Origin of the sequence: Ancylomarina sp. 16SWW S1-10-2, assembly GCF_009669305.1 — a bacterium.
Classification (GTDB): domain Bacteria; phylum Bacteroidota; class Bacteroidia; order Bacteroidales; family Marinifilaceae; genus Ancylomarina.
The window spans coordinates 156,144-181,096 of sequence record NZ_SADB01000003.1 but is presented as its reverse complement, the minus strand read 5'-3'; the positions used below and the strand labels follow the sequence as shown (position 1 = coordinate 181,096).

The following is a 24,953-nucleotide window of genomic DNA, read 5'->3' as shown; positions in this document are numbered from 1 at the left end:
TTGGTTTTTCAACAGGAGTTTCCGATTGATAGCTCCAAGTGAGTAGAACAATAGTAAGAGCTTTAAAGAAGTTATCTATTTACATAATATTGAAATCTAACCTATTAATTATCAATACTTAAAAAACAGTTTCTACCGTTTTCAATTTTAATTTAAAAGTATATTTTGCCTGAACACAATATGGTTTCTTATTTTTAAAATTGTCCATTTCAATTTCCAAATTATTGTTTCCATATCCTGCATATACAGCAACTTTTTTCTTATGCAAAACATTTCCATCTTGGTCTAAAAATAAAAATTCAATCTTTCTATTTCGATTCGCTTTATAGGTAAAATCAACAAGTAAAGAAGTGTCTATATTTTTCACCTCAAGTTTTATATTTTCAGTATATATCGGCTCTTTATAAGTCAATTTCATTTTTTTGTCCACCTTCACAAGTTCATAGGATCTTATCCAATCGTAAAAGGCCGTATTTATTTCGTCGTTAAGTAAATCTTCTTTTAGAGGAGCTGGTTGCCAATTGTAAGTTTCGGTTACCATATTTATTTTCATCGGTCTATCAAATGGACGAGATGATATATCAGTACAAACCATTACCGTATCGAAAAGCTGATTATCGGCATAGTACATAACTTCGTTAGCATTTTTCCACCAAGCTCCGTAGGTATGAAACTCATCAGAAACTTCTGAGTTTAGAGTCGCGCCAGTTCCCTTCGACATAAATGTTTCTTTCTTTTCACCCGGTTTCACATATCTAAAATGTGTATTTGAATTCATTCCATTTCTAAACTTCTTATGAACGGTTCCTCCTCCAATACATTCCTGAATATCTAGTTCTTGGCTATAGGAATCTCTTGTATCTTCAGTATCTGCGTAAGGCACTTTTGCATTAGACATCCAAAAAGTAGTAGACATAGCAATTTTAGATGCTTTTGCACGACACTCATAATAGCCATAATACGCATTCGAAGATTTAGAAGATACCGCTCCACCATAAATCGTAAAATCATTAACAGGCTTATCCAACACACCACTTTTAATCTCCAGATTTCCATTTTTCACTGATATGGCTTCTGGAATAAACATGGCAGGAGCTCTTCCCTCCCATCCATTAAAAGTATCGTACCATTTTTTAGAATTCAACTTGTTTCCATTGAATTCGTCTGAAAAAATTCCATTCACCACCCAACGAAATCCTTTAGGAGGAATTGGTGGATCAGCAAAAATTTGTGTCGTTAAAAATACAAGCAGAAATAGAAGTGGATATTTTTGATTCATAGTACAAAGAATATAATAATGTTTAGAAAACAATATTACAATCTCTTCCCCATAATCCATAAATAAAATATACACTTATAAGGGGGCATTTAATTACATTTTTCCTTATAAATACACAAATGCCCCCTACAATTGGAACGAAACAATCTGCTCCTTTCAAAAAGTTCAAACTATTTTTACTGATAATTAATTTAATCGAATTATTTAGGAAAACTCAAACTAATATAATCACATGAAAAATTTACTGATGGCATTTATGTGCCTCTCGTTTATGGTTTCTCAAGCCCAAGAAAAAAAGAAAGACTGGGAGAACGAAACCATTTTTGGAATTAATAAAATGCAGGGTCGGGCTACCACTTACTCGTACAAAAATACCGCTGATGCATTACATGGAGATAGAACCAAATCTGCCATGCAATTGCTAAATGGAATGTGGAAATTCCATTACTCTAATAAAGTGGATAATCGCCCTACCGATTTCTATAAAACCGAATTCGATGCCAGCAATTGGAATGAAATAGAAGTTCCTTCGAATTGGGAATTAAAAGGCTACGGAAAACCAATTTATGTGAATGCAGATTTTCAGGTAAACTTAAAACCACCACATTATCCTTGGGGAAATGAAGTTGGATCGTACATTACCAATTTTAATTGGAATCCAGATTGGAATGATCAGCAAGTTATCTTGCACTTTGGTGGCGTAACATCAGCTTTTTACGTTTGGGTTAATGGTAAAAAAGTTGGATACAGCGAAGATAGTTGCTTACCTGCCGAATTCGATATTACTGAGTATCTGAAAGAAGGAAAAAACACACTGGCTCTAGAAGTTTACAGATGGTCAACAGGAAGTTTTCTAGAAGATCAGGATCATTGGCGATTAAGTGGTATTCATAGAGAAGTAATGATTCTAAGCCAGCCTAAAGTTGCCATTAACGACTTCTTTGTAAGAACTAAATTCGATTCAAATCTAGAAGATGCTTTACTACAAATTAGACCTCGATTATCGGCCATCGACAATGCAAATTACCAGAATCTTAGTGTAGAAGCAAGCTTATACGATGCAAAAGGCAAGAAAGTAATGAATCCTATTGCTGTGAGCGCAAATAAAATCATGAATGAGTATTATCCTCAACGCGATAATGTCTACTTCGGATTATTAGAACAAAATATTGAAAGTCCAATAAAATGGTCTGCAGAGAATCCATACCTCTACACTCTTATTCTAAATCTAAAAGATAAAGATGGGAAAGAATTAGACACTCGCTCTCAGAAAGTTGGATTTAAAGATGTTACGATCGATGGAAATGTAATGTTAATAAACGGCGAGAAAGTAAAACTTTACGGTGTTAACCGTCACGATCATGATCAAACAGGCGGAAAAGTAATTTCTCGTGCTGAGATGGAAAAGGATGTTCAGTTACTAAAGCAGTATAATTTTAATGCAGTGCGTACTTCACATTATCCTAACGATCCATATTTCTACGAATTATGTGACCAATACGGTATTTACGTGATGGACGAAGCCAATGTGGAAACTCACTCAACAAGAGGTTTACTTTCGAACCAGCCAACTTGGGCTGGTGCTTTTGTCGATCGTGCAATTAGAATGGTGGAAAGAGATAAAAATCACGCAAGTATTATTTCATGGTCTTTAGGAAACGAGTCTGGTTGTGGACCAAACCATGCAGCAATGGCAGCTTGGATAAAAGATTACGATCCTACGCGTTTTGTTCACTACGAAGGAGCTCAAGGAGATCCAAATCATGCAAAATATATTCCATTAGGAAAAAAATGGAACAAGAATCATATCATCAACATGGCAAACCCAACCGATCCTGCTTATGTAGATGTTATTAGTAGAATGTATCCATCATTGGCGCAATTAGAAACTATGGCAACAAATCCATACATCAAACGCCCAATTATGCCTTGCGAGTACGCACATGCAATGGGAAATTCTCTTGGAAACATGACTGAATATTGGGATCTGATTCACAAATATGATAACCTAATGGGTGCCTTTATTTGGGATTGGATTGATCAGGGAATCTTACAACAAGATGAAAATGGAAAAGACTACTATGCCGTTGGTGGTGATTTTGGAGATAAAGTAAATGCTGGCAACTTCTGTTTGAATGGAATTATTGCATCGGACCGTACTCCAAAACCTGAAATTGAAGAGTGCAAATACGTATACCAACCTGTTACTTTTAAAGCAGTAGACCTAAACCAAGGATTAATTCGAATTCACAATCGCCAATGGTTTACAAATACCTCTGCAAACAAATTCCAATGGGAACTTTGGCAAGACGGAAAGAAAATCCAACAAGCTAATTTACCAATATTGATAATTAACCCAGGAGAATCGCAAGAAGTAAAAATTCCTTTTAAAACACCAAAACTGGTTCCTGGTGCTGAATACTGGTTGCGCTTAAGCATGAAAAGCACTCAAGCAACTCTTTGGGCAGCTAAAGGATTTGAAAGCGCCAAACAGCAATTCAAGCTTCCAATTGGCATTGATAAGAAAGTATCTTCAAAAAGCAATCTTCCTGAGATATCAGAAAAAAGTGAAAATGGAATGCTAACTCTTTCCAATAAAAACTTCGTTCTAAAAATTTCTGAAGCTAATGGTTACATTCAGCAGTTTACATCAAAAGGAAATACTACAATTGATGGTGCGATGACACCAAACTTCTGGAGACCTAAAACAGATAATGACGAACGTGGCTGGAGACCAGAAAAACAGTCTGCCTTTTGGAAAACTGCTGCTCAAAATCTTAAGCTAACTTCTTTTAATGTGGTAAAAACTCAAAATGGAGCAATAAGTGTTTCTTCTGTTTTAAAAATTGAAGACAAACTTAATTTGAAGCTAAAATATACTGTTACTGGCGATGGTTCCGTAAAAGTAGATTACAGTCTAAATGCAGATAAATCTCTACCTAAACTATTAAGAGTTGGACTAAGTACAAAAGTGCCTGTAAATTACTCAAAAATGAGCTATTATGGGAAAGGGCCATGGGAGAACTATAGTGATCGCTCTGAAGCTGCCGAGGTGAATATTTACAAAGGAAATGTAGCTGATTTTGTATTTGAATATGCACAACCTCAAGAATGCAGTAACAGAACTGAAGTGAGATGGTTAAAACTACAAAATAGTAAAGGTGCAGGTGTACAATTTAAAGGCGAACAAGCGTTAAGTACATCCGTTTGGCCTTGGACTGCTGAATCTTTAGAATCAGTAAGACACACCAACGAATTGAAGAAAGAGAATTTCTATACTCTAAATATCGATTTGATTCAAACAGGAGTTGGTGGTGCAGATTCTTGGTCTCCAAAATCGGAGCCAATTGAAAAATACCAAATCCATTCAGGAAAATATAGTTATTCTTTTAGAATCTCACCTCTGAAATAACATCATACTCTACGTAGTATAATTTTAAATTGGGCGTTGTTTTTTTCAACGCCCTTTTTATGCACTATCTGCATCAAAATAATGATAAAAAGGATCTTTCTTAAAAAGATAGTTCTGACATGCGAGAGGAGTTATTACATCCACAAGGATAGTGAGTTAAGACATAAGAAGTTTAATAATTTATATCTTAGAAAATAGAACAAGAGAGACGAAAATTCAGTAGAGTTTAGATTGAATACTGTTTAGTTAAGCTATTCTAAAGCAAACATAAAAGAACCAGATCATGAACTCGAAGTACGTCCAGAACTTATTTATCACTGGCGTAGTGAGTTTGCAAGCTATCCAGGAACAAGTTTCCTTGGCAATGGTAAGCCAAAGCTGACAGAAGAGGAATCTGAACTATTCAGGTTAAAGAAAGAACTTGCTGAGGCAATAATTGAGCGAGATATATTAAAAAAAAGCAGTTCACAGCGTATAAAACCTCACTAACTCAAACAAATACAACTGTCTGTAAACAAACCCCAATCATTCTCTAAATCTTATATACCCATCTTAATTTAAGATATTTCCCCTAATATATAATTGAATGATCGCAACAGTTAATAAAAATTTACAACCGCAGGCAAAATACTTGAAACATACGAATTAAAAATTAACAACTACTATAAAACCTGTTTGCTATATTCATTTGTAACAAAAAAGAGGTGCCCTAAGACACCTCTTTACACAACTTAACCAAGTTAATATTAAACGAACAACAAATCACATTATTTCATCTCAATTTCAAATGCACATGCATAATTTGCATTAGCATTCACTTCTGCTTTAATTTTAAGTCCAGCCTCTTCAACTTGCCATTCACAAGCTTTATCCATTCCTAACATCTTTACAGATTTTATTTCTCCTTTGCAAAGATCACTCCCTTTAGCAAAAGATTTTACCTTGTATTCACCATTTTTAGCGATATCCATAGCAATAACATATATTTTACCATCCTTTTGGGTAAATCTAAAATCATCAGCAGTAAGGTTTTTGTTTTTCCCTTCGGTATGATGCCCTGTTTTTACTTCAGTAGGTCCTTCACCAAAAATTGTCCATGGACGAGTACCATAAATGGCATCCCCATTAACACTCAACCACTTACCCATTTCAAGCAAAATATCTGCTTGATCTTGAGGAATTGTCCCATCAGCTTTTGGTCCAACATTAAGAAGCAGATTACCATTCTTACTTACAATATCAATCAAATCATCAATAAGAGTATTTGCATCTTTAGAATTCCAATCGGTAGTATAACACCAGCTATTTTTTCCAATAGAAGTATCTGTTTGCCAAGGAAATTTACGAATATCAGCCATCTTTCCTCGTTCTATATCCAACACATTAGACCCTGCAGGAAAAGTTTCGTGCTTAAAGTTCTTTGTTTGCAAAACCACATCTTTATTCCATTCAATTCCTTTATTGTAATAATAAGCTGCCAATTTCGCATGATATGGTACAAACTCATCATGATCTAAAACAAAATCAAACCAAAGAATATCAGGCTGATAATTGTCAATAATATCCTTTGTTCTATTCCACCATAAATCAAGAAATTTTTGATCCGCTGGAGCATAATGATCATGTGCTCGTGCATATAAATCAGCATATTGAGGATCTGCTGTATCAAATCCTTCTTTATGAGTATAATAATTCCAATTGAAAGCAAAATGAGAAGAAGCTCCCAAATACAAGCCTGCATCTTTTGTTGCTTTCGACATTTCACCTAGAATATCCCGCTTAGGGCCCATATCGACAGAATTCCAACGAGTATAATGTGACTTATACATCGCAAAACCATCGTGATGCTCAGCTACTGGAACAACATATTTGGCTCCTGCTTTTTTGAATAAATCGACCCATTCAGCCGCATTAAATTTTTCTGCTTTAAACATTGGGATAAAATCTTTGTAACCGAATTCACCAAGGTTTCCATATTTCTCAACATGATGTTTATTAACATCGGTTCCCTTATTATCCTGTAGTTTTCCTATTGGACTCCACGTTAATGAATCCATATACATTAAGCGTGGATACCATTCAGATTTATAAGCTGGTACACTATAAGGGCCCCAGTGTATAAAAATCCCAAGTTTTGCATCTCTGAACCAGTCTGGAGTTTGATATTTGGCTAAGGAATTCCAATTCTCCTCAAAAGGCTCGCTATTTACCATCGTGGAATCTTTACTATTCACACAGGAAGCAAATAGTGATCCTACCAACAACATACTTATTGCAAGTTTTTTCATCTGTTTTTGTTAATTTCAAGTTTTAACAATCTGTGTTTAGAATAAAAAATCAACCTATTTTACTCTCGACCAAATTGTTTGATAATTATAAAAGTGTATTTAAGATCGCATTACAAAAATACACGATGCAAATCACTATCATAGACATAAACTATGACCATTAAGGGCAATGGCATTAAGTTAGTGTCTAAACTACTGATATATAAACGTTGTTGGGTTTTACTTTTGCTTTATATGTGATGTTTCGTTCGAATTTTCTGTTAGGTCTTATGGGTACTGACTCCTTAGAAACTGACAAAATTATATTACACAGCACTTCAAACCTATTGTCTATATCCAAGTAAATCTTTACTATACACTGTTTTAACTTTGACAGCAATGCCCTTTTATTACATTTATATTTTAGCTTCTTAGCTTTTCTGTTTGATCGTTCATCAATTTCTGGTTTACAAGTCATCATTGCCATATTATAGGATAAAATATTAGCATAGAATTCCTGTCTTATTGAGTTTGTTTTTTTTCCAACAAAATTCTCGATGCATAATGCATATTTTACATCCTTAAATTGTTCTTCGACTCCCCATCGTTGATTATATAGTGATTTAAGTTCTGATTTAGGAAATTTAAGCATATCAACTAAAGATGTAGCCAAATACTCCATTTCCCCAGAATCTAATAATATCTTCGTTAATCGAACCTTAAAGTTTTCATCATCAATAGTTATTTCTGTTACAATATCATTCTCGGTACTAGCAATAAAATCCATTATCATTTTACTTGCATGTGATTGTAAGCGAAAGCAAAAATGATTCTCAGTTAAACAAACGGATTTGAAAAAATCTCTTGAGAAATACCCTCTATCAAATAGCAGAAGGTTATTTTTACCTAAATTATCAAACATATACTCAGCCTGTTGCATTTCATTTTCCTTGTATCTGCCAATAATAGCATCGACACAAATATTATTTAACACATCAGTCGCAAAAGAGACTTTCGCCTTTATCCACTTGCCTTTTTTAGAAAGAACATTTTCACCAAATTCTTTAATTGTTTCTCTTGTTTTTGGCAAAGTGAATACAGACCCATCTATTGCAATTAAGCGTAAGCCATGATATGTCTCAAAATCAAATCCCGAATAAAAATATTTAACAACTCTTTCGAAAATGTATTGAAATGCTGTATAATTTATTTTATCTCGACATTGACTAAAGGCAGATGCCGTAATTTGCCTGATTTCTGATGGTACATTATACATCTCACTAAAGAACTTATCTGCACTAGATTGAGTTCTTTCGTTTATAAAACTACTGATGAATAGAAAAGCAGTTTTAAATGTCCAAATTCTATCTCGTGTAAAATATTTAGATTGGGTTTTATGTTGTGAGATGAAACCTTCATCTTCTAAGAAATTTAATACAAAATCAAATAATTTTGATCTTGTCATGATTGTCTAACTTCGTCACGCAAGTGATTGTTTTTCAATTTAATACATTAGTAAATATAATCATAATTTGACTAAAAAACAAACAATATGCTGATAATCAACAGTCTACATCTTAACTTAATGCCATTACTTCTGAAGGAGAGGGGATTGCAAAAAGATAAGATAAGATAAGATCAAGCTCCCCTTCTACTTCAGGAAAAAGGGTTGGGGGGATGAGGTTAAGCAAAATCACTTTTTTTAGTGAAGTAATTAGGATGCACTTAATCAGATAGTTTTACAAGACAAAAAAAAGCCATCCGCAATTGAGAGATCTCAAGGGATGGCTTTTTATTTTTTTATCTTCTAAGTAGAAGAGGTAATTTTATTTAGGCTAGCATGAAATTTCCGCAAGCTACGACTACAATACCAACTGCCATAACAGCTAATCCACTGTACATCCAATTTTTACTTTTAGAGCTCGCATTTTTCCATTCTCCTGTAAATACACCAAGTAGATTGGCCACCATAATACAACTGGTTTGAAAAATTGCAAAGCCGACTGATGTTCCCAGTGCTCCTAGTTTATAGGCACCCAAACCATAAATAATTAGGGAGGCACAATAAACCAATGCCATAATCAAAATCAGAAAAAGATTTTTTGAACTTCCTTGAGCTTTAAATTGTCCCCAAGTTTTGTTTTTTGAAAGTTGATAAGAAAAGTAAATCACTGTAGCTATACCACTACCAATAAAGGAAGGTAGCATAACGGCAATTCTTGCAACCCATGGAGCATTTCCAAATTGCTCTTGCGAAATAGCACCAATGTGTCCAATATTGTCAGCCACATGATAGGCTAGGTTAAAACCGGCAGCACTAATACCACCAACTACACACATGATAATTCCAATACGCATGTTTTTTTTACTCGATTCAGCATCTTTTTCATTGCCTTCTTCGCGCAAAAGTCCGGCTTTTCCATTGGCAATAATTCCTAGCATGATAACAAAAATACCTGCTAAGATAACTAGACCGCCTGGTGTTGAAAGTTTCTCAAACCCACCCATGAAAAAGGGAAGGATAGAACCAACCAATGTTGAGATTCCAATTAAGAGAGAAAAACCTAGGGCCATCCCAATTTTTGAAATGCTGATTCCCCAAAGTAAATTTCCAAGACCCCATAAAATACTAAGCGCCAAAATGCTAATAAAAATGCTGTTTGGAACCTGTGCATATGTAGCACCAAGTCCTTTTACCAATATGACACCTGCCAAAACCGGAACCACAAACATTGCAGCCATCCAAAATGCTCCCCACATGTTTTCGAGAGAGTAGTTTTTTACTGATTTGCTTGGAAGTGCATAAAAACCTAATAGGATTGCTGCTAACAAAACCCAAATAATACCTATACCCATAGTTGAAAGTTTTTAGTTGAGATTATTCTGAGTAATCCAGATAAATAGTACGTTTCTGTAAATATTCATCCATACCGAAAACACCGTCTTCACCTCCAAGTCCGGAAGTTTTATGCCCAGAGTGATAGCCTTGAATGTAGCCTGTAATATGTTTGTTGATAAAGATCGTACCGACTTGCAATTGATCAATAGCCAGTTGGTGGCGTTTATAATCATTGGTATACAAATAAGCTGAAAGCCCTTCTTCACGTGCATTGCATAGTGTCAAAGCTTCTTCGAATCCTGAAACTTTCATAATTGGAAGTACTGGAGCAAAAAGTTCAGATTTTAATGTTGCATGATCCTTGTTAATATTCGTAAGGATTGTTGGTGCGTACCAATTTCCTTTTTCGAATTCAGCTCCATCGGGTCTTCCGCCCCCCATTACAAGTTCGGCTCCGTTTGCTACGTCATCTTTAACTAAATTGTGAACACGATCCAAACCAAGATTACTTACATTGGGTCCCATATTGGTACTAGCAGCAAAAGGATCACCTACTTTAATTTGACTGACACGCTTAATCAATTTTTCGGTAAATTCATCAGCAACTTTTTCATCAACCATTACCATTTCGTTACAGATACATACCTGACCACAGTTGGCATAACGTGAAATTGCTGCAGATTCAACGGCTTTATCTATGTTGGCATCGTCGCAAACAATAAACGGAGCTTTACCACCTAATTCTAAAATTAATCCGGTAATGTTATTTGCAGATGCTCGGTACATGGCGCGTCCGGCATTTGTACTTCCCGTCAAACTAATTAATTTAGTGATGGGACTTTCAACCAATAAAGATGCAGCTTGAGCTGTTTTAGTAGCAACCATATTAATCACACCTCTTGGAACTCCAGCATCTTCCACCAAACGGCAAAATTCCGAAGCGGTAACAGGAGTTAAATCATGAGGTTTAATGATCATTGTATTACCGGTAGCCAATGCTGGACCAATTTTTCGTCCGATCAGGGCCAATGGATAGTTAAAAGCACATAAAGCAACAGTAACTCCGTAAGGCACTTTATAAATACTTAATCGTTCGTTTGGTAATTCAGTTGGAAAGATTGCTCCCTGAATTCGTCGGGCGGCTTCAGCCGAGTAACTGATGTAACGAACCGTATCATCAACTTCACCCAATGCCTCAGGATAGGTTTTTCCCTGCTCCATCACCAATAGTTTGGCGAAGTGCTCACGTTCCGCTTTTAGACGGTCGCAAATGGCATATAAATAATTTGCCCGGGTTTGAGCGGGTAATAATTGCCAGCCTAATTGTGCTTTCTCAGAACTTTCGAGAGCATATTGAACATCCTCTGTAGTACATGCGGTAACGGTCGCAAATACTTCATTGTTTGCAGGGTTTTCAACAGCTATTGACTCGCGAACATTAGAGTCTAGCCACTCGCCATTAATAAAGCACGGGTAATGTTTTATATCCTGATTCATTGGTGTTGATTTTAGGTAAAGGTTAAATATATTTTGGAGCGCGTTTTTCTACGAAAGCTTGAAATCCTTCTTTAGCATCAGGAGTATCGTAGAGTTTGCTCACACATTCAGTTTCATAATCGAGGCCTTGTTGCACATTCATTCCTTTGTGATTTTGTACAAATTGTTTAACGGCAGCCATTGCTTCGCCGGCACCTATCGCTATGTTCGCAACATATTTAGTTACACTTTCTTCAAATTCATCTGCAGGAAATAATTGGTTGAATAAGCCGAAGTCATAAGCCTTTTGTGGATTTATATTGTTGCCGGTTACTAAAAGTTCCATTGCTCTACTAGCACCCAAAAGGTCTATCATACGAGGAGCTCCGCCGTTTCCAGGCATTAATCCAAGTTTCACTTCAGGCAATCCGATCAAATAATTTCCTTCTGCACCCAAACGGATGTCACAAGCCATAACCATTTCTAATCCACCACCCAGACAGTGTCCTTTTATGGCCGCAATGATTATTTTTTTACTTTCTGTAATGGCAGTGGTGACTTCGCGCGCTGCAACTACCATTTTATTATTTTGCTCGACAGTATTCGAACTAAAAATTTTTATATCAGCTCCAGCACAAAAGAATTTTTCGGAAGTACTGTTTAGTAATATCACCTTAACTTTAGGATCGGCACTTGCTTCTTTTATTGCTTTTGAAAGTTGTTGTAAAAATCCTTCATAATAACTATTGGCAGGGAGTCTGTTTAAGCTAATACAAACTGTTCTGTCATTTTTATTGATTACTATTTCAGATGTTTTATTATTCATCGTAATGTATTTTTATTTTGTGAGTTTTACAATGTAAATTCATTGGAAATTGACTCTGTATGTTCACCTAGTTTAGGAGAACCTATTTCTGATAAAAGATAGGAATCGTTGATTTCAATAGGACAACGAGTTGTTTTGGATTGATAACCATCGCTCATTTTAACTTCTTGAATCATCTCTAAAATTTTAAATGCTTCTGTGTCAAAAAGAGTTTTCCAGTCCATTAATGCGGCACACCATATATCAGCAGGCTCTAATACAGCCAACCAGTCTTCGGTTTTTTTAGTTAATAAATGATCACCAAGAATGTCTTTTATTTCATCTCTTTGAGTAAACCAAGATTCTACCTCGGTAAATTTTAAAAGAGCTTCACAGCCAAGTAGTTCTCCCAAAAAAGGAATTTGTCCCATGGCCAATGCAATAAAACCATTTTTGGTTTTGTAAACCCCATAAGGTGCACCTAGATAAGCATGTGCACTATTGCTTTTTGCACGTATGGTTGGTTCTCCTCCGTCACGATAGAAAGCGGTTATGGATTCGAACTGGTATTCTAATGCAGATTCTAGCATAGAGACTTCAACACGTCCCCCTTTGCCTTTTGTAATTTTACGGTACAAACAGGCTAGTATCCCTTGAGATAAATGGGCTCCGGATAGAATGTCAATAACGGCTAAGCCGATAGGTACAGGTCCTGCACCTTCGTTTCCATTCAATTGGGTGAGTCCAGATAAGCATTGAATAAGTAAATCTAATCCTGGTTTATCTTTCCAAACACCTTCTTTTCCGTAACCGGATAATTCAGCGTATACAATTTCAGGGTTCAATTCTTTAATCTTTTTGTAATCAATCCCCAATTTCTCGACCACACCCGGGCGGAAATTATGAATTAACACATCAGCTTTTTGAATCAAATGATAAACTTTTTCTCTTTCTACAGCCGATTTCATATTGGCTTGGTAGCTTTCTTTATTTCTATTGATGGCATGAAACATTGATGATTCTTCGTTCATTACCACATTCGAAAAAAACAGGCCACGGGTTAGGTCGCCGGAATTTGGTTGTTCAATTTTAATTACTCGGGCACCCAAATCAGCTAAACGTAAACTCGCCGATGGCGCTGATAAATATTGACTAAAGTCTATAACTAATATTCCTTCTAATGGTTTGTTCATCCTAGTTAAGATTAAATTCTTTTTCGATGCTTGCATTGTTCTCACCTGGTTTTGGTGCCGATTTTCGGTTGAAAAGTCTTTCCCCGTCGATGCGAATTGGGCAGCGGGTAGTTTTCATTTTTATATGGTCGGATGTTTCTACTTCCTGAATCATTTGTAAGGTTTTACAACCTTCATGATTTAGGAATTGTTTGTAGGTATAGATATCAGAGCAAGAAAAATCCAAAGGCTCAAAAATATCCAGCCAATGTTGTGTGGTTTCTTTTTTAAAATAAGAGGCGAAAAATTCCATGATCTCGTCTCGTTTTGGGAACCATGTTTCTTTCGAAGAAAATTCGGAAGGAAGCTTAATGTTCATTGCATTTGCCAGATCGGTAAGTGGTATCAATGCTATGGCAATGTAGGTGTCTTTTGTCTTGTAAATCCCGTAAGGAGCATCTAAATAGGCATGTGCATTTCCTTTTTTTGCTCTTTGGGGAGATTTTCCCCCATCGTTTAGATACGTGGTAATTAGTTCAAACTGAATGTCAATAGTTGATTCCAATAAACTGACCTCAACTTTTGATCCTTCACCTGTTTTGTTGCGCTGAATAAGAGCCGCTAAAACACCTTGAACTAGATGAGCTCCTGTGAATATATCAGAGGTCGCTAACCCACTAGGTGTTGGGTTATCATTTGCATTTCCATTCAGATAATTAAATCCTGCTAAAGACTGAATTAACAAATCTTGTCCGGGTTTTTTTGCCCAAGGACCTTTCGAACTGTAGCCCGAAACAACTCCATAAATTAATTTAGGATTTATGGCTTTAACGATGTCGTAATCCAAACCAATTTTTTCCATCACACCCGGACGAAAATTATGCGTCATAACATCTGCGCAGGCAATTAATTTTTTCACTTTTTCAAGATCCGCAGGATCTTTAAGGTTGGCGGCATACGACTCTTTATTACGATTGGCAGTATGAAAAACCATACTGCTTTCGTCGATAAATAAATTTTTAATCGCAATTTGTCTTCCAGCTTCTCCAGTGCCAGGGCGTTCTATTTTGATTACCCTGGCTCCTAAATCAGCCATTTTTAAACCTGCAGAAGGACCTGCCATAAATTGAGCAAATTCTAATACTGTTATTCCTTCTAATGGTAACATAAGTCTATTCTTTTTTTAAAGATTCAATATACAACTTATTTAAAGTTTTTAATACTTCTTTTGCATCTCCGCCTTTCATCATAAACTGTCGAATAGGTTCTCCTGAATTGTCTTGGAAATACATGTGTCCATGATATCTTGGTCGTAAAAACGAACGATCTAAAGCAGGTAATGTGTCCTTGAAAAAATCCATGCTATTAAAATTCGTTTTTGTGTTTTCCCAAGCTTTTCTGTGTCCCGGTTGTCCTCCTGTTTCGAAAAATAGGGTAGACTGTACCTCTGGAGATCCTGTATACTCAACAAATTTTGCTGCCGCTTCTTTTTCTTTGCAATCATTTGAAATAGCTAGACCGGTTCCCCCTAAAGTAGTGATCAATTTTTGACCATTAATGGAAACCATATCATGAAATTTCAGCAATTTTTTGGCGTATCCATCTTTTGAGTAATTGATATAACCGTATGCGAAAGGCGAGTAGGAGTATTTGTCTCCTGAAGCCATCGCTTCATATACTTTGATTGGATTCATGTTGTAACATTCAGCATCAATGTACTGTCCTAAATCGCGAAGCATCGCTAAAGCCTTTAAGCCAATTTCCTCTGAAATTACATAGTCTTTTGTAGCACATACACTTTCGCCCAAAGTAGAACAAATCATGTAAAAGCTCATTAATGTATCTTGTGGTATTCCGGGGATAGCAACTTTACCTGTTTTAGCCAATTGGATCAAATCGTCCCAGGTTTCAGGTAGTTGATCTATAAGATCTGGTCTGCTTGCACCAACAGGTGTTGCCGCATCAATAGCTAATGCCCACTGTTGCTTGTTTATTGAGTAACTTTCGTGAGATTTTCCAACGGAATTATCCGCTAAATCTTGTAAGTATTCATCCGATAGAAACTGATTTAGAGGAGTGATGACTCCTGTGCGAGCGGCAAAACCTGTCCATGGGTGATCAATGATCAAAAGATCATATCGTTTTGCTAAATCACCAATTGGTTCATCGGCAAAAGCCTGAAGAGAACGTTTTTCCCAACTAATTTCGATATTTGGGTTCATTTCATGAAAACGTTGTGAGGTAGCTACTATTGAAGTGAAGCCACGACTGTGATCCCAAGTAATTCCTTTTAGTTGTATTCTTTTATTTGTCATCAGTTGTATTAATTATTTATGGTTGCTTTTTTATAGTGAATGAAAATATTGAAGTTTTCAGTAGACCCTAGTTAAGTAACAAAGGACTACTGAAAAGTCTCAATTTTTATTCTTTTAAAAACCTATAGCTTTAGGTGTTTGCATATCGCTATCGTATTTTTCTCCATCTTCTTCGGTAAACTCTTTAAAGAAGTGGTAATAGGAGCCATATCTACCATATGTATTCTCTCGTTTAATTCTTTCTTCTCCCCATTCGTTAAACTTCTTAGTTGCGGCTTTTTGATCACCGATTAAGAAGAAGTAGTCATTTTTAGAAATAACTTTTCCTTTTTTGTCGGTAAGTTCTAAGGTAACGTAGAACTTTTCTTTCACAGATTTCAATACCTTTTCTTCTATTGGGAAGAAAGATTTGGCACTGTTCTCTGCGATTTTAGCGACATCAAAATTTTTGCTTGAAAGCAACACACCTGCATCATTTTTGATTTCAAATTTGATACTACAATCAGTATACTCCTTATAGTAATCGTTGATTACCCAAATATTACCTACAAATGGTTCCTTGGTGCTCCAACGACGTTTTTTGAATTCAAAATTCACTAGTAAGGGTTGGTAAGCTTTCTGAACAAAATAGTACGAATTTTTAGGTTGCTGATAATTATCAACGATACCCCATTTCATATCCGGACAATAAGTAATAAAGTGACAAAGAGCAATACCACTTAAACTTGGTTTATCACGACGGAAGTGTTCAATACCATTTTGAAAGATGATTCCTTGTGCATCTTGAGTTGCATTAACAAATTCCTCTAATGATCCTTTCATTTCACTACCAAATACATCCCAATTTTGCATACGCAAGCGGGTAAGATCGGCCCAATGGTGTCCCCAACTTAATCCTGGAGGCCACATTTCTTTTTCGGGAATAAATTTCTTTAAGCTTTCTACGTTTGGTACTGAAGTAATTGCAAATTCAGGTACAATTGGATAGCCGTCACAATTAGTTTGATACCAATCTTCGTGCAACCACTTACCCATATCGTAGAAATAGCGTAGCGCGTGAACTGCCTCTTTTGGTTTGAAGCCCGCTTCTTGTGCAACAGGATCAATCATCGGAGAGTCTGGTACATAAGGTAAGTTTGCGTAAGCTTGAAGAGAATCACCCAAACGTTCTAGAAATTTACGTCCAAATTGAGGATCGCGAGTTCTAAACATCATTTCTTCTCCACCTTCCATCATGATTAAAGAGGGATGATTTCTACGTTCTTTAATCACCTTAACACCTTCGTTGAAAATTTCAGCTAGATTTTCCTCTTCAGTAGGGATATTTCCAGTTCCTAAAGGAATCATATCTTGCCAAACAGTCATTCCCATTTCATCACAATATTGATAGAATTCAGGTATTTCTGGGGGATGCCATCCGAAAATTCGAATGTTATTCATATTCATTTCCTTCGCCAAACGGATTAATTTTTTGTACTCGGCTGGCGAGGTGCGTCCAGTAAAAATATCTGGAGGTCCACCCCAACATGCTGAACGAATAAAGTGGAACTTACCATTGATGTAAGTGGAACGAGGAAAAGTAACATCTACATCCTTTTTAAATCCAGGATTCCATTTTGATGTAACCTCACGAATACCAAATACTGTTTCGTTAACATCATTATTAACGTCACCTTCTTTAAGAGTAATTTTAGCCTTGTATAAATTTTGATCTCCTAAATCCCAAGGCCACCATAGCTTTGCATTCTTAACATGAATGTTTTTTATAATTTTATGCGAGCCAGGTTGAATTGTTTTATTGAATTCAACTTTTATTTCTCTCATTTTGAAGTTCTTCCCTTCAAGAGAAGCTGTGAAAGTCATTTCCTTTGCTTTGGCAGTCGTATTTTCAACGCTTAGTTCAAGACTCACATCAGCAGATCCATCCTTATTAATGGTATTGTTGGCATAAACATCTTTGAAACGCATTTTACCTGTGCGTACCATTTTTACTGGACGCCAAATACCTATTGGAGTTATATCTCTGGTGTAATCGCCAAACCATGGTGCTTTTTTACCTGCTACAAATGCATTGACTTGTGGAGGAGTGTCAAGTTTAACAACCAACATGTTACGGCCTTTTTGACCATCCCAAGGGTGAATGCGTAAGTATTCATTTACATTGAATGAAAATTTTGAAAATGCACCTTCGTGTTTTCCTAGATAATGTCCATTCAACCAAACTTCACAACCATAATCAACACCTTCAAATACGATGTCAACAACTTCGTTGTCTATTTTTTTCTTTACATCAAATTGAAGAGTGTACCACCATTCGTATTGCTGAACCCATTGAGCTCTTACACTATTTCGACCAAAATAAGGATCATCAATAACGCCGGCTTTCCATAAGTCGGTATACACATCACCAGGTACTTTAGCATTATTCCACACCAAAGTTTCAATATCTTCTGAAGGAAGTTTGTTCAGTCCTTTTTTTATTCCTTCTCCGGGAAGCATCATTTTAAACCTCCACTTCATTCCACTTAAATCACGAACAGCCTGATTAGATTCTTCATGAGAAAAGGTAGTGTTTGGTTGTGCATTTACATGAAAGTAAATTACACTTAGTAATACCAGAGCCATTATCTTCTTTATCAAGTATGGATAGTTGAGCCGTTTGTACATCATCTTAAAAGTTTAAATTCAAATGTAAATTAAATATTTATATATGAATATTGCAAATTAATTTTATTAAATTTGAAATTAATTCAGAATTTTAATTCGTAATTTTGTCACCTCAATAAAAAAATAGTTCATGGGAAAGTACCTAGCACCAGCGTTAGATAAAGGTTTGGATATCATAGAATACCTTTCGATGAAAGCGATTCCTCAATCACAAATGGAGATATCTCAAGGACTGGAAAAGTCTCCGAACGAAATTTATCGTATGTTGGTTTGTTTGGAACAACGAGGCTATTTAATTAAGGAGACTCCTTCGGGAAAGTTCTCTTTGTCCCTTAAATTATATCATTTGAGCCATCGTCATAGTCCTGTTGATGAGTTGGTGAAATTGTCAAAACCATTTATGGAAGAACTGTCTAATGAAAGTAAACAGTCATGCCATATGGGAATTTTACATCATGGAAATTTGATGGTTGTTTCGCAAATGCGAAGCCCTGGACCCGTTTCATTATCGATAGAAGAGGGGAGTTTATTTTCTTTAATAAAAACTACATCGGGAAGAGTGTTGTTGGCTTTTATGAATGAGACTAGACAAAAACAGATTTTAGCTGATGATAAGGATTATAATGAATTATCGAAAGAAAAGAAAGCTGATTTAATGTTACGATTACAGAAGATTAGAGATCGTGGTTATGATCTCGAGAAAAGTGAACTCACAATGGGTGTTGCTGATATTGCTGTTCCTGTTGGCGATAGTCAATCTGGTATTTTTAGTGCTTTGGCCATTTCTAGTTTAGCTAGCATTTCGTCTAAAAATGAATCGGGAGAATTTTTAATCAATAAAATTACCGAGGCTGTTACTTCCATTAATACAGCATTGGGTTTTTAAAAGAATTCGTGTTTTACTTTCTTATTAAGTAATAGCTAAAATATAATGTCGTATTTTGATCCAACGTTATCCAATATATACAACAAACGTTCTTTTAGGTTCTGAAAACTGAGGTATGCATCAAACGGCATCCACTGATATTTGATTCTTCTCCACAATATTTCAATGAGATTTAATTCCGGAGAATATGGTGTCAAAAAGTAAATCAACACATCTTTTTCTTTCCATTCTAGCATTTTTTCTGTGCTGTTTATTTCAACTGCTGCTTTTGCACAAAACACCACTAGAACAAATATTAGAACGATAATACTCAATAGAATCATGAATTGAATTTCAAATGCATATCTAACATTTGGGAGTTATTTCATTATGGTACTTTTTTAAAAAGAATCATATGAAGTTATTATGGAGTTGCTATATTTACAAGGACAGAGAGTTAAGGTATAATTATATTAATAATTTATATCTTAGGAAATGGAAAAAGGAAGACGAAAATTTAGCAGAGAGTTTAAATTGAATGCTGTTGAGTTAAGTTACTCAAGAGCCAACATAAGACAGCTCGCACATGAATTGGATATACGTCCAGAACTTATTTATCGCTGGCGTAGTGAGTTTGAAAACTATCAGGGAACAAGTTTCCCTGGTAATGGTAAAGCTAAGCTCACAAAGGAAGAATCTGAAGTATCTAGGTTGAAGAAAGAACTTGTTGAGGCAAGAATGGAACGAGATATATTAAAAAAAGCAGTTCACATCTTTTCCAAGAGCGGTGGGAGATTTACCAGTTCATAAGAAATCACATAAATATGTTTCCTATTGAAATGATGTGTCGAGTTTTAGATGTTTGTCGTAGTGGTTATTACATGTGGCTTAAATCAAAACCGAGTCAAAGAGCTTTAGAAAATAAGAGGCTTACTAAAAAGATTAAATTGATTTATGACCAGAGCAAGCAAACTTATGGTAGTCCTCGGATAACTCAAGAACTTAAAGCACAAGCCATTTCGGTTTCAAGACCACGAGTGGCCCGTTTAATGAGAAAAGCAAATATAAAAAGTATTACAAAAAAGAAGTTTGTAGTGACGACTTATTCCAAACATGGACTTGCCCTATCACCGAACCTTTTGAATCGTGAATTTAATCCGAAAAGGCAAGGCGAAGTTTGGGTCTCAGATATAACATATGTGCGGACACATGAAGGTTGGCTATATCTGACTGTTATAATAGATTTAGCGGGTAGAAAAGTGATTGGTTGGTCTACAAGTAAAACAATGAAAGCCGCCGATACAGTGATATCTGCTTGGAATATGGCAATTTTAAATAGGCCAATAATAGGACGTTTAATTTTCCATTCGGATCAAGGTATACAGTATGCATGCAATGATTTTAGAGCTGTTTTAAGAAAGGCTAAAACAGTTATTCAAAGTATGAGTCGGAAAGGTAATTGTTGGGATAATGCATGCGCTGAGAGCTTTTTTAAGAGTATCAAAACCGAATGGATATATCGTTTCAAATATAAATCATTCAAAACCGCTGTATTATCTATTTTTGAATATATAGCAACATGGTACAATACATATAGAAGGCATTCTTCTTTAAATTATCTTTCGCCTTTAGAATACGGAAGACTATTAAATAATGAAAAGAATGCAGCATGACTTAACTTATTGTCCACTTTTTTGTTGCAAGTCCAGTTTTACTTGCGTCGGTATTTACTGTCACTTCTTATCCCAGGGTGGCATTCGCGGTGCTCATTTACCCCGGGCTATTAATATTTGAGCCCTTCAGGCTCGAGAATTTTAAGCACAAAACTCCAATCTGAATTCCCCAATTATTAATTATCTGATGTCTTTTTGCCCTTACTAATCTCAACAAGTTTCAGGGCAATTTCATCATCTACTAAGAACTTATTTTAGGCGAAAAGTAGTTTCTTTTAAATCGCTTGAATTGGGCCCAATAAAGAGAGTAAATTCTCCTGCCTCAACAATCGTTTTGTAATCGCGACCAATAAAACTTAGCTTATCGGCTGTAATTTCAAAAGTGACGGTTTTACTCTCTCCTTCTTCTAAATCAAGCAAAGCAAAATCTTTCAATTCTTTCATGGGGCGAATTACCGATGCAAATTTATCGCGCAAATACAGCTGAACAATCTCACGACCTGCTACTTTCCCTGTATTGGTAATTTTCACACTTGCTTTAAGGCTTCCCTCCTGAGTCATTTCCGAGCTATTCAATTCAATGGCTGAATAATCGAAGCTGGTGTAAGACAATCCGAAACCGAATGGATACAAAGGTGCATTTTGCACATCACGATAAGTGGTTGAATATCGATTGTCTTTAGGACCAGAATTAAAGGTATGACTTGTTTTCTTATAGCTATGAAAAATCGGCACCTGACCTTCGTGATAAGGAAAAGTAACTGGCAATTTTCCACAAGGATTAAATTTTCCCGATAGCACTTCTGCAACCGCTTCTCCTCCTACTGTTCCTGGCATCCAAGCCTGTAAAACAGCATCCGAATTGTCGGCTACTTGTGTTAAAATGTAAGGTCTTCCTGTTGCGATAACCGAAACAATTGGCTTGCTTGTTTTGGCTAGCTCAGCCAACAGTTTCTCCTGATAACTAGGCAAGTGTAGCGAAGCAGTTCCTCCACCTTCACCACTCATCCAATACTCCTCACCCAAAACTACAATCACTAAATCGGCCTTTTGAGCCACTTTCACAGCTTCTGGAATTAAATGAGCTCCTACCCTTTTAAAGCTATCAATCTCACATCCTTTGGCGTAGGTCAAATTTACATCTTTGCCAAACTCCTTTTCCAATCCTTCATAAATGGAAATCACATCATCAGGATTTCCCTTGCAAGCCCACCAACCTAGCAAATCTCTTTTCACTTTTGCAAAAGGACCCACTACGGCAATATTCTTCACTGTTTTCTTTATGGGTAAAATCTGCTCTTTGTTCTTAAGCAAAACCATACTCTTTAAGGCGATATCTTTCGTATCCGCAAAATTCTTCTTCGACAACAACTCTTTATCTTGTCTTTTCTCATTGAATAAAGCCAAAGCATCATCCAACAAACCCGCTTTTTGCTTCAATATCAGAACTTGACGAACCGCATCGTCTACTTGTTTCTCTGTAATCTTTCCCGTTTTTACCAAATAAGGAATCAGTTGAACGTATTTCCATGAGCTCATATCCATATCAATACCCGCATCCATAGACATAAGGGTTGCTATTGTGTCATTCTCGGCAACGCCAATTTTCACCATATTGGGAATGGTTTGCCAATCGGTCATGGTTAAACCTTTAAAGCCCATTTCACCACGCAACACATCCTGCATTAAAAATTTGCTTGCTGTAACAGGCAATCCATCGTAAGCCGTGTAAGCGCACATCAAACTAGCCACGCCAGCATCTATTGCTGCCTGAAAAGGAGGCAAATAAACTTCGCGCAATTCTCGTTCCGATACATCTTGAATGTTGTAATCGCGACCCGCTAAAGAAGCGCCGTAGCCTGCAAAATGCTTTACACAAGCCAATATATTTTGATTCGCATTCTCTCCTGAATTCTGAAAACCTTGCACACGAGCTGCTGCTACCAAACTCCCCAAATAAGGATCTTCACCAGCAGCTTCGATAATTCGTCCCCATCGAGGATCACGACAAACATCAACCATAGGTGCATAAGTCAATTGAATACCTGCTGCGGCTGCTTCTCGAGCCGCAACGGCTGCCGACTTGCGAATGGCCTCTAAATCCCAACTTGCTGCTTCGGCTAGTGGAATCGGTGCAATGGTTTTGTAGCCATGAATCACATCCTCCTGAAATAGAATAGGAAGGCCACTTTTTGATTCTTCAAGGGCAATTTTCTGCAATTTAAAATTCTGAGCCGCTCCATTCGATTTAATAATACTTCCCACTTTCCCATCTCGAATCATTTGCAAATGCTTTTCTGTTGGTTCTCCAGTAATAGGAATCAAGTTCAACTGCCCAGCTTTTTCCTCAATACTAAGCTTGCTTAAAATGGATTCAATCTGCTGTGCTTTCGCTGAATTGTTTTGAGCAAAAGAGACACCAAAAGACAATTGTACGAATACAATAAATAGTAATAATGTGCGGTTCATAATTGTATAAAATAATTTAAGATTAATCGATAATTACAAGTATATCTTTATTAAGTAAGTATTCTAAAGGAAAAATTAATTAAAAATCAATAATACCAAATAGAACCTCCTTTTAGAATCAAACACCCCCTCTTTACCTTTTACCTTCCTACTAATTATTATTCTGAATGAGTAATACCAGAATGGACTTGCAACAAAAAAGTGGACAATAAGTTAAGTCATGCAGCATTCAATTTAAACTCTTTACTAAATCTTCGTCTTCCTTTTTCCATTTCCTAAGATATAAATTATTAAAATGATTATACCTTAACTCACTGTCCATGTAAAGGTAGCAACTCCAAGATCTCTCGGGATAAGATAACATACTTTCATCTCGTCCTACTTGATTTACTCTAAGTGGTTACGGTTGACTTTAGGGCTTTCCCAATCCATTGCTCGGTTGCCCCCACTAGTAAGCCTTATATCAAGTTTCTGTTCGTTAGAACGGTGACTTTGCTGATGGCTTTCTTCAGATTTGCGATCGCCCACAACACCCTTGCCAATTGCTAGTTGTTCCTGTCAACTGTGCGAACTCAAGAACATTTCATCTTGATAGCACATTAACATACCCGACATACTTAAAAAAACCGAAGCCTAATGAATAGACTCCGGTCAACTAGCGATAGTTATATACTAAATTTTCAAATTTATACTACTCCCTGACTATTACCTAATGCAATAATAACAACACCAAGAATCATACAAGCAAGTCCTATGTACAAATACAATCTTGCTTTTCCTGATGCTTTTGCCCACTCACTTGTTAGCAAGCCTCCAATAATTGCAACTGCCACCGATATGGTGTTAAATATTGCATATCCAACAGTATTTCCTACTTTTCCAAGCTTAAATGCTGCATATGCAAAAGTTGCTGATGCTGCAAAATTTAAGGCTGCCATGGCAAGAATAAGTAATGTATTCTTTCCTAAGTGTTCTGTTTTAAAATTCTTCCACAATCCTTGTTGTGTCAATTTAACGATGAAATAAGGTGTTACAACCAAACCTCCACACACATAAATGACAAACATTACTGCTACAGAAGTTACCCATTCAGGATTTCCTGCGGCCTGACAAGCTTCATGCAAATAGGGTCTTCCTACTGCGTTTGCAAAACTAAATCCGGTAGCTAATAAACCACCAACTACAGCGATAATAATTCCCTTAGTCATCGATACTTTTTCAGATGTGCTGTCTGATTTTTCATCCGACTCTCTGATGATACCAGCTTTCCCATTTGCAATAACACCTACAAGAACAATGGCAATACCCACAAGAATATAAATCAACACATTATTTGGAGGCAATCCATCAACAAGAAAAGGTAAAAGTGATCCAACTAATATCACTGTTCCGATAAAAATTGAAAAACCAAGAGAAAGACCAATATAGTTAATTGCTTTTCCCCACATCATGGCTCCTATTCCCCACATCACACTGGCGATTGCCATTTTCAATAGAATATCTGTTGGAATCCCACTAAGAACACCACCGAAACCTTTTATTAGTAGGGATGCTGAAATGATTGGGATTAAAAACATATTTAGGATAAACATAAGACCCCAAGTATTTTCAAAAGCAAAATCTTTAGTGAACTTTTCGGGTAAGGCATAGGTTCCCAGCATTAAACCGGCAAAAATTGCCCATATAATTCCTTCAATCATGATCGTAATATTTT

The 24,953-nt window shown here is 36.2% G+C and carries 16 protein-coding genes; 3 read left to right on the top strand and 13 right to left on the bottom strand.

Annotated features, from left to right (window positions below):
* Nucleotides 1-118: 118 nt before the first annotated feature.
* Nucleotides 119-1,279: a family 16 glycosylhydrolase gene (locus EMN46_RS03675; RefSeq protein ID WP_195715174.1), complete on the bottom strand. Its 1,161-nt coding sequence runs from the start codon at nucleotides 1,277-1,279 to the stop codon at nucleotides 119-121.
* Nucleotides 1,280-1,511: 232 nt separating this feature from the next.
* Here EMN46_RS03675 and EMN46_RS03670 point away from each other — a divergent pair, with 232 nt between their 5' ends.
* A complete protein-coding gene (locus EMN46_RS03670) occupies nucleotides 1,512-4,691 on the top strand; it encodes a glycoside hydrolase family 2 TIM barrel-domain containing protein (RefSeq protein ID WP_154199319.1) in 3,180 nt (1,059 codons plus the stop codon).
* A gap of 767 nt (nucleotides 4,692-5,458) precedes the next feature.
* On the opposite strand, the gene EMN46_RS03665 is transcribed toward EMN46_RS03670, so the two are convergent.
* The 9 genes from EMN46_RS03665 to EMN46_RS03625 all read right to left on the bottom strand — a co-directional run bounded on the left by EMN46_RS03665 (nucleotide 5,459) and on the right by EMN46_RS03625 (nucleotide 18,235).
* Nucleotides 5,459-6,979 (bottom strand): alpha-L-fucosidase, encoded by a 1,521-nt coding sequence (locus EMN46_RS03665; protein ID WP_154199318.1) that lies wholly within the window; start codon nucleotides 6,977-6,979, stop codon nucleotides 5,459-5,461.
* A gap of 187 nt (nucleotides 6,980-7,166) precedes the next feature.
* Nucleotides 7,167-8,423: an IS4 family transposase gene (locus tag EMN46_RS03660; RefSeq protein WP_154199317.1), complete on the bottom strand. Its 1,257-nt coding sequence runs from the start codon at nucleotides 8,421-8,423 to the stop codon at nucleotides 7,167-7,169.
* A gap of 365 nt (nucleotides 8,424-8,788) precedes the next feature.
* Nucleotides 8,789-9,814, bottom strand: coding sequence for an L-rhamnose/proton symporter RhaT (locus tag EMN46_RS03655; protein WP_154199316.1), 1,026 nt, complete (start codon nucleotides 9,812-9,814; stop codon nucleotides 8,789-8,791).
* Nucleotides 9,815-9,836: 22 nt separating this feature from the next.
* Nucleotides 9,837-11,294: an aldehyde dehydrogenase family protein gene (locus tag EMN46_RS03650; RefSeq protein ID WP_154199315.1), complete on the bottom strand. Its 1,458-nt coding sequence runs from the start codon at nucleotides 11,292-11,294 to the stop codon at nucleotides 9,837-9,839.
* A 22-nt stretch (nucleotides 11,295-11,316) separates the two neighbouring features.
* Entirely contained in the window at nucleotides 11,317-12,099 is a 783-nt protein-coding gene (locus EMN46_RS03645) for an enoyl-CoA hydratase/isomerase family protein (RefSeq protein WP_154199314.1), read from the bottom strand.
* Nucleotides 12,100-12,125: 26 nt separating this feature from the next.
* The gene (locus EMN46_RS03640) at nucleotides 12,126-13,271 is read right to left on the bottom strand and encodes a CaiB/BaiF CoA-transferase family protein (RefSeq protein ID WP_154199313.1); all 1,146 of its coding nucleotides are present in this window, start codon (nucleotides 13,269-13,271) and stop codon (nucleotides 12,126-12,128) included.
* A 1-nt stretch (nucleotide 13,272) separates the two neighbouring features.
* On the bottom strand, nucleotides 13,273-14,418 hold the full coding sequence (locus tag EMN46_RS03635) for a CaiB/BaiF CoA-transferase family protein (RefSeq protein ID WP_154199312.1): 1,146 nt from the start codon (nucleotides 14,416-14,418) through the stop codon (nucleotides 13,273-13,275).
* Between the two features lie 4 nt (nucleotides 14,419-14,422).
* On the bottom strand, nucleotides 14,423-15,565 hold the full coding sequence (locus EMN46_RS03630) for an ABC transporter substrate-binding protein (RefSeq protein WP_154199311.1): 1,143 nt from the start codon (nucleotides 15,563-15,565) through the stop codon (nucleotides 14,423-14,425).
* Nucleotides 15,566-15,679: 114 nt separating this feature from the next.
* Nucleotides 15,680-18,235, bottom strand: coding sequence for a glycoside hydrolase family 2 protein (locus EMN46_RS03625; protein ID WP_229130263.1), 2,556 nt, complete (start codon nucleotides 18,233-18,235; stop codon nucleotides 15,680-15,682).
* Between the two features lie 127 nt (nucleotides 18,236-18,362).
* Between EMN46_RS03625 and EMN46_RS03620 the strand changes: the two genes are divergently transcribed.
* Nucleotides 18,363-19,118, top strand: coding sequence for an IclR family transcriptional regulator (locus EMN46_RS03620; protein ID WP_154199310.1), 756 nt, complete (start codon nucleotides 18,363-18,365; stop codon nucleotides 19,116-19,118).
* A gap of 35 nt (nucleotides 19,119-19,153) precedes the next feature.
* On the opposite strand, the gene EMN46_RS03615 is transcribed toward EMN46_RS03620, so the two are convergent.
* Nucleotides 19,154-19,441 (bottom strand): transposase, encoded by a 288-nt coding sequence (locus EMN46_RS03615; protein WP_154199309.1) that lies wholly within the window; start codon nucleotides 19,439-19,441, stop codon nucleotides 19,154-19,156.
* Between the two features lie 151 nt (nucleotides 19,442-19,592).
* On the opposite strand from EMN46_RS03615, the gene EMN46_RS03610 reads away from it, so the two are divergent.
* Nucleotides 19,593-20,770, top strand: a protein-coding gene (locus tag EMN46_RS03610; protein ID WP_154199308.1) for an IS3 family transposase whose coding sequence is annotated in 2 segments (ribosomal slippage) — nucleotides 19,593-19,851 and nucleotides 19,851-20,770 — 1,179 coding nt in all. Because the reading frame shifts where the segments join, the coding sequence is not laid out codon by codon here.
* 249 nt (nucleotides 20,771-21,019) lie between these two features.
* On the opposite strand, the gene bglX is transcribed toward EMN46_RS03610, so the two are convergent.
* Together bglX and EMN46_RS03600 are read right to left on the bottom strand one after the other, a co-directional pair.
* Entirely contained in the window at nucleotides 21,020-23,239 is a 2,220-nt protein-coding gene (bglX, locus tag EMN46_RS03605) for a beta-glucosidase BglX (protein WP_154199307.1), read from the bottom strand.
* A gap of 686 nt (nucleotides 23,240-23,925) precedes the next feature.
* Nucleotides 23,926-24,939, bottom strand: coding sequence for an L-rhamnose/proton symporter RhaT (locus EMN46_RS03600; protein WP_154199306.1), 1,014 nt, complete (start codon nucleotides 24,937-24,939; stop codon nucleotides 23,926-23,928).
* Nucleotides 24,940-24,953: the final 14 nt, after the last annotated feature.

What these genes read in the sequence shown, in the direction of transcription:
- EMN46_RS03675 (WP_195715174.1), bottom strand. Translation starts at nt 1,279, where the DNA reads ATGAATCAAAAATATCCACTTCTATTTCTGCTTGTATTTTTAACGACA.
- EMN46_RS03670 (WP_154199319.1), top strand. Translation starts at nt 1,512, where the DNA reads ATGAAAAATTTACTGATGGCATTTATGTGCCTCTCGTTTATGGTTTCT.
- EMN46_RS03665 (WP_154199318.1), bottom strand. Translation starts at nt 6,979, where the DNA reads ATGAAAAAACTTGCAATAAGTATGTTGTTGGTAGGATCACTATTTGCT.
- EMN46_RS03660 (WP_154199317.1), bottom strand. Translation starts at nt 8,423, where the DNA reads ATGACAAGATCAAAATTATTTGATTTTGTATTAAATTTCTTAGAAGAT.
- EMN46_RS03655 (WP_154199316.1), bottom strand. Translation starts at nt 9,814, where the DNA reads ATGGGTATAGGTATTATTTGGGTTTTGTTAGCAGCAATCCTATTAGGT.
- EMN46_RS03650 (WP_154199315.1), bottom strand. Translation starts at nt 11,294, where the DNA reads ATGAATCAGGATATAAAACATTACCCGTGCTTTATTAATGGCGAGTGG.
- EMN46_RS03645 (WP_154199314.1), bottom strand. Translation starts at nt 12,099, where the DNA reads ATGAATAATAAAACATCTGAAATAGTAATCAATAAAAATGACAGAACA.
- EMN46_RS03640 (WP_154199313.1), bottom strand. Translation starts at nt 13,271, where the DNA reads ATGAACAAACCATTAGAAGGAATATTAGTTATAGACTTTAGTCAATAT.
- EMN46_RS03635 (WP_154199312.1), bottom strand. Translation starts at nt 14,418, where the DNA reads ATGTTACCATTAGAAGGAATAACAGTATTAGAATTTGCTCAATTTATG.
- EMN46_RS03630 (WP_154199311.1), bottom strand. Translation starts at nt 15,565, where the DNA reads ATGACAAATAAAAGAATACAACTAAAAGGAATTACTTGGGATCACAGT.
- EMN46_RS03625 (WP_229130263.1), bottom strand. Translation starts at nt 18,235, where the DNA reads ATGATGTACAAACGGCTCAACTATCCATACTTGATAAAGAAGATAATG.
- EMN46_RS03620 (WP_154199310.1), top strand. Translation starts at nt 18,363, where the DNA reads ATGGGAAAGTACCTAGCACCAGCGTTAGATAAAGGTTTGGATATCATA.
- EMN46_RS03615 (WP_154199309.1), bottom strand. Translation starts at nt 19,441, where the DNA reads ATGATTCTATTGAGTATTATCGTTCTAATATTTGTTCTAGTGGTGTTT.
- bglX (WP_154199307.1), bottom strand. Translation starts at nt 23,239, where the DNA reads ATGAACCGCACATTATTACTATTTATTGTATTCGTACAATTGTCTTTT.
- EMN46_RS03600 (WP_154199306.1), bottom strand. Translation starts at nt 24,939, where the DNA reads ATGATTGAAGGAATTATATGGGCAATTTTTGCCGGTTTAATGCTGGGA.